Annotated in this window: 8 protein-coding genes; 3 read left to right on the forward strand and 5 right to left on the reverse strand. The window is 43.2% G+C overall.

Annotation, left to right across the window (positions count from 1 at the left end; all coding sequences use genetic code 11):
* Positions 1-370: 370 nt before the first annotated feature.
* Together ACTUJY_RS20515 and ACTUJY_RS20520 are read right to left on the reverse strand one after the other, a co-directional pair.
* A complete protein-coding gene (locus tag ACTUJY_RS20515; protein ID WP_463618007.1) occupies positions 371-1006 on the reverse strand; it encodes a hypothetical protein in 636 nt (211 codons plus the stop codon).
* 1 nt (position 1007) lies between these two features.
* Positions 1008-2453, reverse strand: coding sequence for an RHS repeat domain-containing protein (locus tag ACTUJY_RS20520; RefSeq protein ID WP_463618008.1), 1446 nt, complete (start codon positions 2451-2453; stop codon positions 1008-1010).
* On the opposite strand from ACTUJY_RS20520, the gene ACTUJY_RS20525 reads away from it, so the two are divergent.
* Positions 2439-2651 carry a hypothetical protein gene (locus ACTUJY_RS20525; protein WP_463618009.1) on the forward strand — a complete coding sequence of 71 codons (213 nt, stop codon included), beginning with the start codon at positions 2439-2441 and terminating at the stop codon, positions 2649-2651. The genes ACTUJY_RS20520 and ACTUJY_RS20525 overlap by 15 nt on opposite strands.
* A gap of 48 nt (positions 2652-2699) precedes the next feature.
* Here ACTUJY_RS20525 and xerC read toward each other — a convergent pair whose 3' ends face one another.
* The 3 genes from xerC to ACTUJY_RS20540 all read right to left on the reverse strand — a co-directional run bounded on the left by xerC (position 2700) and on the right by ACTUJY_RS20540 (position 7174).
* Positions 2700-3686, reverse strand: a complete 987-nt coding sequence (gene xerC, locus ACTUJY_RS20530; protein WP_463618010.1) for a site-specific tyrosine recombinase XerC — start codon at positions 3684-3686, stop codon at positions 2700-2702.
* Between the two features lie 190 nt (positions 3687-3876).
* Positions 3877-6189, reverse strand: coding sequence for a hypothetical protein (locus ACTUJY_RS20535; RefSeq protein ID WP_463618011.1), 2313 nt, complete (start codon positions 6187-6189; stop codon positions 3877-3879).
* 430 nt (positions 6190-6619) lie between these two features.
* Positions 6620-7174 carry a recombinase family protein gene (locus ACTUJY_RS20540; protein ID WP_463618012.1) on the reverse strand — a complete coding sequence of 185 codons (555 nt, stop codon included), beginning with the start codon at positions 7172-7174 and terminating at the stop codon, positions 6620-6622.
* Between the two features lie 945 nt (positions 7175-8119).
* On the opposite strand from ACTUJY_RS20540, the gene ACTUJY_RS20545 reads away from it, so the two are divergent.
* Together ACTUJY_RS20545 and ACTUJY_RS20550 are read left to right on the forward strand one after the other, a co-directional pair.
* Positions 8120-8311: a helix-turn-helix transcriptional regulator gene (locus tag ACTUJY_RS20545; protein ID WP_463618013.1), complete on the forward strand. Its 192-nt coding sequence runs from the start codon at positions 8120-8122 to the stop codon at positions 8309-8311.
* Positions 8312-8324: 13 nt separating this feature from the next.
* Positions 8325-9298, forward strand: a 974-nt coding sequence (locus ACTUJY_RS20550) for a bifunctional DNA primase/polymerase (protein ID WP_463618014.1), incomplete at its 3' end; no start/stop codon positions are given.

Below are 9298 nucleotides of genomic sequence, written 5' to 3' on the forward strand. Positions count from 1 at the left end.
CCCATTCATATGAATCAGTTGTGCATCGTCCATATGCTCGTGGTCAGTAAAGCCGCGAGTGTTAGAAAGGTAAGCTGTTTTTTAAAGAACGAAACCGATGGGTTGCATCGGCTTTGGAACTAAGTGGTGGCTGTCCTGTCTTTGTCCTTTTCAAGATTTAGGCTGGGTTTTAATCCAGCCATTTCAGGCTTCGGTACTACAGTAGTAAAACGGCCGTAAAACATCGAAACCCTACCGCTGCTAATTTGGAAAAGCTACGATAGGAATTCAGTGCTCTACACCCCAACGATTGCACTGAGGTTCAGCTTCTCTTCTATAAATTAAAGCAATGGTTCAGTTTTTTCGTGGGTTAGCATCCTCGCTACGCTGGCTACAATGCACCATATACTTTCACTTCCGTCAATTTATCTATGTACCTAGGTATTTCTAAAGTAATTGACCTATAGTATCCATTTTGTGGGGTGAAGCTTAAAGCAAAACTTTCTTTTTTATCTTCGCTCTTTAAAAGTCGAATCTCCATTAAATCATCTAATTTCAATAATAGAAGTTCTTTTTCTAACTCATATGAATCTTCTATTTCATATTTAAATTTCACATCACCTTTTAACATCAGTGTTTTGTATTTATCGTCAAATATTTTTATTAACTTCACCACTTCAATTAACTGAATTGATACATCTGCTTGAAACCAGTTATCATAAGGTCCTCTTTTGCAATACTCTTCATTTGCCACTTTGTTAATTTGTGAGAATAATTTATATTCTGTTTTTTCTTTTACAGTAAAACTATTTTTTTCTAGAACAGCTTCAATTTCAGTGACTTTAGTACTACAAAGTGTATTAAGTTCAGGCTTTTCATATAGAATTATCGTTTTATCATTACTATTCCAAAACGAATCTAAGATTTCAGTTCTCCAATATGAGCTTAAGTCTGAAAGCTGTAAATTACTAGCAGAACAAGCACCAGCTAGCATTAACAATAATTGAAAAATAATTGGTTTTACCATTTTATTTATACCCCTCATACAACAAATTAAGCTCTTTTCCTTGCACTACCCTTTCCGCATCATAAGACATGATACTTCCACTATTTTCCGGAGCATGAGTTAATCCTAGAGCGTGTCCAAACTCGTGTGCTGCAGATCCTTCTTCTCGCCATGCTCCTGTGAAAGTGACTCGCGAGCCACCAATACGATCTACGATCCCTCCTATCCTATACCCGTTTGTGTTAATCTTTTCATATAGTTTCATTTCCTTTTTCCTGCTCATTTTTTGAGTTTCCCAATCGCCGTCTTCTTCTACAGCAAAAATATCTGCTTCAATTAAATAGCTCTCACCCTCAAACTCGCCTTCCGCACCATTCCAATACTTCATTACTCTACTAGCAACCTCTTCAGCCTTATATCCTGATACCGAAAGTCTAATTTTAATCACTTTCTTACCATCAACAGTTTTGGCACTTACTAAATCTTTGGATTTCCAATCTGTATTTACAGTTTTTAATTTGTAATCAGCCCCTGCTGCTTTAGGCACTCCTTTAACATCACATGTGGCACATGCATCGTTAGCTGTATCTATAGAAGCATTACCATTGTTTTTCTCGCCAGAGTTCCCGTCAACCCCCGGCCCATTCATTTCAGGCGTGCTATTCGAACCAGAACCCGCAGCTGCTGAGTTTCCCCCCGAACGATTCTTCTGACCGCTATTCACGGTAAAGGTTTTAACTGTGGTCACTTCCGTATTATTAATACGACTACCTGCGCCTTGTCCCATACTCTCACTAATACTGGACACACTCGACATTTGAACGGTTAATGTTTCACCGTTGTTCATTTCAATGTGTGCTTGACCACCTTCGTAAACCGTTATCGATTTAAAGTTGGTAATATCCCAAGAATGCTCCGAACCCGTTTCTGAAGTGTATCCTGTCGGATCCGTACCAGCCAACGGATTGTTCATAATGTACGAATATGGATTCATACTCTGACTGTTACCCGGACTCTGTATAAACGGGTCCACACTCAGAAATCGTCCCAGATTATAGTCGTACGCCCGCCCATTCATATGAATCAGTTGTGCATCGTCCATATGCTCGTGGTCAGTGAAACCGCGAGTGTTTTTCACGTAACTTGGCTCGGATTGATACAACTTAGCCACCGGGTGGTCGGCCAATTGACCGGTTCGAGGTTTACCGAAAGCATCAAAACTGCGCGTTTCCCGAATGTTGCCGCTGGTATCGAACATCGCGGTGGTGGAACCCAAACGGTCTTTGTGGAAGAACATTAAGTCTTCGCTGACGTTACCGTTGATGTGGGTTTCGGTGAGCATGGCAATGTCATCGATGATGAGTTTCTTTTCGGTTTTGTTGCTAGTACGGACTTCTTCGTACACCTTACCAACGTACAGCGTGGTGGTGACTTGCCCGTTGTTGTTTTTGACTTGCTTGTAACGCATTTGGTCGGCACCGTAACGGAAATCGATAACGCTGCTTGCGGTGGTGCTGCTGTCGTCCGGATCGATGCGCTGGCCACTGGCCACCGTGATGGTGGTGGGTTTGTTAAAGGCGTTGTAGACGATACTGCACCTAGAATCGAACAGTGGGTCGACGGTAGAAATTTGAGGAAGTTAACAGGAAATGTAAAAGAGCGATGAGCACAAAGCCCACCGCATTATAAGGAATGCATCAGTTGAATAAAACGCTTAATCACCTTCCGTTAGCACTTGATTGCTCGGGTGGGTCCGTTCGTAAACATCTTTCAGGTGCTTAATAGAAACCTTAGTGTATATCTGTGTACTGGTGAGGTTAGCATGACCTAAAAGGCTTTGAATGACTCGTACATCGGCTCCGTTTTCCAGCATTTTGGTAGCTGTTGTGTGCCGGAAGAGATGACAACAACCGACTTTGGCAATGCCTGCTTTTGTTAGATAGTCTCTCAGACGCTGCGAAACGGTAGAAGCGGATACGGCTCCGCCAAAGTAATTTAAAAACAGCTTAGGGCTGTGTCGATTGCGACTTAAAGCCGGCCGAGCGTTTTCCAAATAGTTCGTTAGCCAGTGAGCGGTTCGAGCATTAAAAGGCACTGTCCTATCCTTTCCGCCTTTGCCTTCTCGAACTCGAATCACACCCGACTCAAAGTCCACATCGTGCAACAAGAGGTTCACCATTTCCAAACGTCGGATGGCCGTACCATAGAGAACTTCAAACATGGTGCGGTCACGCAGTCCAGTCAGCGTGTTTAAATCCGGTTGGGCCATAATGGTGCTAATTTCAGTTTCGCTAAACAGATGCTTTGGTAAGCTGTGCCGATTACTCGGTAACTCCAAGTGACATGCTGTGTTGATAAGCAAATACCCTTTTTTTGTTAACCACTCAAATAACGATTTAACCGCAACCAACAAGTTAATCTGCGAGCCAGCACTTAAGGGCTGACCGTTGTCTTTGCGGTAATGATGCAAATACCGTTGATACGCATCGATGATGGGCGTGGTGACCTGTTCAGGTCGCTCAAGGTCTCGCAGTACACACCAGCGCACAAACTTCATCAAACTTTTACGTCGAGCCTCCACGGTGCGCGGACTGAAACGTTGCACCGCCATATCTTCCAAATAATCATCACACAATCGACCAAACCCTTTCGGATGGCTGAGGTCGGCAATGGGTAAGGTATCCCAAACTCTGGGTTTCATAAGGTTCTCCTTGGTTCAGACAATAGAAGACCAGCCGCCTTGCACAACGCTGGACGGTGGTCGGTTAAAAACAGGGATGATTGGTGTGGGTCAAAATGACCGAATAGAGATGTAAATTACTCTACAGCAGGCTTGCTACCGGACATGAAGCATTCGGCTGTATAACCCGAATGAACACCGAATTTCGGACTTACAGGGGACTTTTCGGGAGCCTGAAGCCACTTTGCGTTACGGTTGTAGCGTTCGAGTTTTCCTGAGTGGCTAATTGATAATATTTGCCTTTGTAACCGTTGACCGGACGAACGGATTTAATCAACTCCATCTCTTCAAGACGTTTGCAATGAATGTGAATTTGCGTGTTGCTCCAGTGGGTAAACTCTCTTAAATCTCGTCGAGTAAACACGATGGGTTCGTTCGCATCCGATTGCTTATCTTCGATAAACTGTTCAATCAGCGTTAAGCATTTACGAGTTTGCGGTGGCAGCTCATCCAGCGTATTTTTAAACACCGGTTCAGCCAATCGATTCGCCATAGCAATGTCATCCAAAGTCACCTCAATGTACTCTAGGCTTTCCTTCCCTTGCTGAAAGGTTTTCACGTCTCTTTGATACTGATGTAATAGCGCGATAGCATCGATGAGCGTTAAGTATTTCTCATGGTCTCTCCGGGTTCGAGTTTGGTGACTCATAAAGTGCAATTGTTCGGCGTAAGGATTCAAGACTCGATACGGCTTTAACAGGCGTTGAATGTTATGGTGCTTGCAAGTCAGTGCTTGTGTGTTTTGAGCGTGTTGCCAACCGGCCAAGGTGCGCTTAAAACGTTGGTAGGCATGAATGCGCTGCGTTTGCGTTTGCGACTCGTTAATCGATAATACCAAACAACGATTCACCAACTCTTCGTCTAACTGAATGGCGGTGGTGGTTAGAAACAACATCACGGGGCCGCGTACCGTGTAACTGTCGGTGCTGATAATACCTTTGTTGCGACCGGCCGATGCTAAGGTCACTTCACCTTGAGACTGCAACAACTTTAACGCATAGCTTGCTGAGCTGACACCTTCTTCTTCGGCAATGGACAAGATTTTATGTTGCAGTGACTCTTGGCCCATGTAATACAGCGATTGTCCCGTTAACGACGATACAACAAACTGTGCCTCTTTCGGAATGAGTTGCAACACACCGTCCATTAACGAACTTTTACCGGCCGACGAATGACTTTGAATAAGGACGGCTATCGGTTTCGGTAACAAACGAGACACACACGCCAAATACGCAATCAATCGATTGTCCTCTTCACCAACAATGCCGCTATCATCAAGCTCCTGTTGCAAGGTGTCGATTAAATTCGGTGCGTGCAACCAGTCCAGCGCTTCCCGTTTGGCTTTGTCGCTCATGGTCGGTACTTTTACAGTACGCTGGTCTTGTTTCACCAAATGACTTTCTAAAGCCAACATTAATTGCCCCAAATCGCTTTTAATCAAAGACTCATCCACTTTGCATTCTTTGCTGGCCATTCGAGCAAACTGTTGTCTGGGTTTTGCTTGGTACACATCCAACACATCCACAAAGAAACCGTCTTCCGTTTGCACCAAAAGATTCACCTTCAGTTGCCCTTGCGCATCGCTTAAACCTTTCACTCGGTATTGTCGTGTCTCTAAGGTAAACCACAAGTCGTTGTCTTGCTTCTGCAGCGCCGGTAACTCTTGCGTGTGCTGAACCGTTACATTCGCAGGCACCGGCTGAATCATCAGTTGCCCTTCACCGGACACACTGACACTCTGTTGTAACCACGTTTCAATCAACACCGATGAAGGTTTTTGTTTCAGTTGATAAGCCCAGTCGTTCGATAATCGACATTGCCACGTCGATACGCCAAGTTGACTTAAAGCCAGCATGCGCACAACGTGTAAACCGCTCTCTTTGGGTTCTTGCGTTAATACAAACACCGCACGTTTCACCGCATGATGACGTAAGTGTTGAAAGTCGTCCGCGGAGCTCAATACCGTCGTCACAAAGCCGTACTGCGCAAACTGAAACGCCTGCAAACAGTTATCAAAAATAAGCACCACTTCCGCATCAACAAACCGATGTTGATTCATCAGTCCATGTTCAAACCATATCAAGGTTTCAACGCTCGATGTTTTACGCAATTTATGTTTCGCCATCGTCTTATGGCCGTACACACCCACCAAGCCTTTATTGCCAAACAAAGGAAACACCACCGACCCGTGTAGCACTTCTCGTCCATTATCCATGAGCCCCAACGCATTGAGTGCTTGTCGATATTCACGGCCTACTTTATGATTTTTTGAAGGCAATACCGAGCCTAGCGTTCGAGCACAGAAACCGACAAGGTGAGGTTTTAAAAAGGCTTCTTCTGTAAATCCTTTTCGACTTAAAAAGTCATGTGCGGCTTTATCTTGCTCCAACGTCTGTTGATAATGCTCAAATACAAAACGCAGTAACGCTTGTGTGTCTTCAAGGTTGGGCAACTTGGGTAACATAACGTTTTCTCCTGTGAATGATAAAAGTCCTATCGCAACATTTTATAAAATAAACGCTGACAAACGATGGAATCAAGCATTGAAAAACCCACAACAAAGACACTCAAGTGACTCAAATTCAACTTAATGTTCACTAAAAATGGCTTATTAATTGCGAGATAGGGTGTGATTGATCGAAAACGATCGTATGAGAGGACTTTAAGGTTTATGAATAGGGAACTTAGGGTTGAACTTATCGCCGCTTAGCGATCAATTCTGGGATCGATAGCACCCTAAAAAAACAGTAAAAAATCTACGAGGGTCTGCCACCAAACATGGTTTTTGGTTTTCCACCGTAGGGAGTTAGAGTGACTCTACGAGAAAGTTTAGTAAAGTCACCTCAAGAAAACGTAACGATTCAGTGTAGCGCGACTGATGTCGAATTCTTTATTCAAACAATGTTCCACTTACGATAAAGTGTAGCAACACCAACGTTCAATTGTTTAGCCGCAGCTTCTTTTGTCATACCTTTAGATACCAATTCTTTTGCTTGTTGAATCACTGCCGTGTCGACAGGTTTACGACCTTTAAACTTACCTTCTTTTTTCGCTCTGGCAATACCAACAGCTTGACGCTCCTTCATATTCTCAATTTCCATTTCAGCGATTGCAGCCATAACATCAACAACCATTTTACCTGCTGCTGAAGTTACATCGATACCACCTAGCTGGTCAATTTTGATTGAGACCTTGCGCTTCTTAAGCTTATCAATAAGCCCTGCTACTTCCGCTGTATTTCGCCCAAGGCGGCTTACTTCTTTTACTATGATGGAGTCACCTTCTTCAAGTGAGCTAATCAGAGAGCTGAATTCTGGCCTGTCTATACTCGTTCCAGTAAATGACTCCATGATGACTCTATCATGCTTGTAACGCTCACGTAGAAAATCTGCTTGCTGTTGAACGTTTTGCTCTTTCGTTGAAACTCTCGCGTAGATGTACGTAGTCATTTGCAATTTTCCCTTTATCTATCATTAGACTTCGGAGTTTATGATATTTCTATCAATAGAGTTGTCAATCGATAGTTTTGATAGGAATACAGAAATTATCTTTAGAGGTTGGTTAGTGATAGAGCAAAAAAGCAACAAGGTAAATAATTAACAACGCCTACCAACATCAGAAACCTAACATCGAACCCGCTCACCACCTTGCACTGGAAACAAAAAACAACTGTTCAAAAACCACGCACAAAGGAAACGCCGCGCGGCCACGCACCCGCCGGGGTATGGGGTCTAAAAGTACCTTTTTTTATCGAGCATCAACTCTAAAGCAAGTCGCCCGACCTTTTTCCGGTTTTTGGAGTGCCTACCCTTACGTATTTTTACTTTTTTAAATAAACTCAAACCCATTATTTCTAATGATTGCTTCAATCTAAATCAACAAATAGAAGTATCAAACAAACCAGCACTTACTCTCTTTGATATTGAATGCTATTAGAAATTCGATAGTCGTTATTCAATAAGTGCAATCAATAATCATCGATATCCTAATGAGTGGAACAATCACTCAGGATAGACAAAGACATCCATTAATAACCCACACCTTTTAAGACAACCATTTCTAATGTTTGATTGAGTCATGTGTTATTTCTCTATATGAATTCAAATCTATCATTTTTTAATAAATCCCTAGAAACACGCACTCCATAAACCGGGAAAAGCCCTTCTCCCTCACAGCAACTTGCGCACAACCAATAACTTTAACAATTTTTTAAAATTATTTTTCGCATGTAAGTACACGCAAAGAAACGCCTTCACACGCAATGATACGTATTTAATTTTTTTATGAATTTTCAAGACCTAGACACAAAATTAATTAGCGTTAATATGCCCGCATTGAGACCGAATAAAACTCAATAAAACGACGTACATCCGTATGCAACAAGAGGAACTTTAATGCAGCAGCAAAAGAAAATCCTTCGACTTAAACAAGTGCAGGAAAAAGTCGGTATAAACAAATCAACCATTTACCGATTAATGAAAGCCAATCGATTTCCTAAGCAAATCAAACTCAGTACCCATTGTGTGGGATGGCATTTAGATGAAATCGATACCTGGATAGAACACCGTACTCACACATTAAATTAAAAAGGAGATATAAATGATGCAACACGCTTTCAGCATTCCCCCATTGCTGATACCCGCCCTTCGGTACGCAAGAGCCGGCTTTCCCGTTTTCCCTTGCGCAGCTGGAGGCAAAACACCCTTAACTCCTAATGGCTATAAAGATGCGACAACTCATCAAACGCAAATTGCCACATGGTGGGAAAAGTGGCCTAACGCCAACATCGGCATTCCAACAGGCAACCCATCCGGTATGTTTGTAGTGGATATTGATGTTAAAGGTAATGGCTTTGAGTCGCTTCAAAACCTGTTCACCCAATACGGTGCGTTTCCGAATACCGTTTCGCAAACCACAGGCAGTGGTGGCAAACATTATTGCTTTAAATTACCCAAACAATGTGTGATTAAAAACAGCGTTCAAAAATTAGGAAGTGGCATCGATATTCGTGGTGACGGTGGCTATATTATTGTGAGCCCATCGGTCTTAGACAACAAAGGCACCTACAACTGGGATGAAAACTCTGACCTCTCCAAACCCATTGCAGATGCCCCTGATTGGCTCGTCGATTGTATAGAAAAGAAAAGTCACTATCAATCCAACACTGCCCTTCAAAGTGCCTCAGATGTCATTACAGAAGGCCATCGGAACAGTCGATTGATGAGCATTGCTGGTGGGCTCATTCACCAAGGTGTTCCCGCTTCATCATTGAGCACCGTATTACATTCGGTGAATACCCGACTTTGCAAACCCGCACTGGCTGCCAAAGAAGTGGAAGCCATTGCTCAAAGCGCTGCTCGATACGCCCCAACAAACTACCCATGGGAAGCACCCAAACCGTTTAAATCAGAAACCTCAACCGTCACCAAACTCACGCAAGACATGCTGCCTAAAGTCATCAGTGATTGGGCGTTTGATATTGCTGAGCGCATTGATGGCCCGCCTGATTTCGCAGCCGTTGCGATATTAACGGCTTTATCTTCGGTGGTAAGTTCACACTTAAGCGTTAAACC

The sequence above is a fragment of the Pleionea sp. WD8-19 genome, assembly GCF_055326765.1.

What these genes read in the sequence shown, in the direction of transcription:
- ACTUJY_RS20515 (WP_463618007.1), bottom strand. Translation starts at nt 1,006, where the DNA reads ATGGTAAAACCAATTATTTTTCAATTATTGTTAATGCTAGCTGGTGCT.
- ACTUJY_RS20520 (WP_463618008.1), bottom strand. Translation starts at nt 2,453, where the DNA reads ATGCGTTACAAGCAAGTCAAAAACAACAACGGGCAAGTCACCACCACG.
- xerC (WP_463618010.1), bottom strand. Translation starts at nt 3,686, where the DNA reads ATGAAACCCAGAGTTTGGGATACCTTACCCATTGCCGACCTCAGCCAT.
- ACTUJY_RS20535 (WP_463618011.1), bottom strand. Translation starts at nt 6,189, where the DNA reads ATGTTACCCAAGTTGCCCAACCTTGAAGACACACAAGCGTTACTGCGT.
- ACTUJY_RS20540 (WP_463618012.1), bottom strand. Translation starts at nt 7,174, where the DNA reads ATGACTACGTACATCTACGCGAGAGTTTCAACGAAAGAGCAAAACGTT.
- ACTUJY_RS20545 (WP_463618013.1), top strand. Translation starts at nt 8,120, where the DNA reads ATGCAGCAGCAAAAGAAAATCCTTCGACTTAAACAAGTGCAGGAAAAA.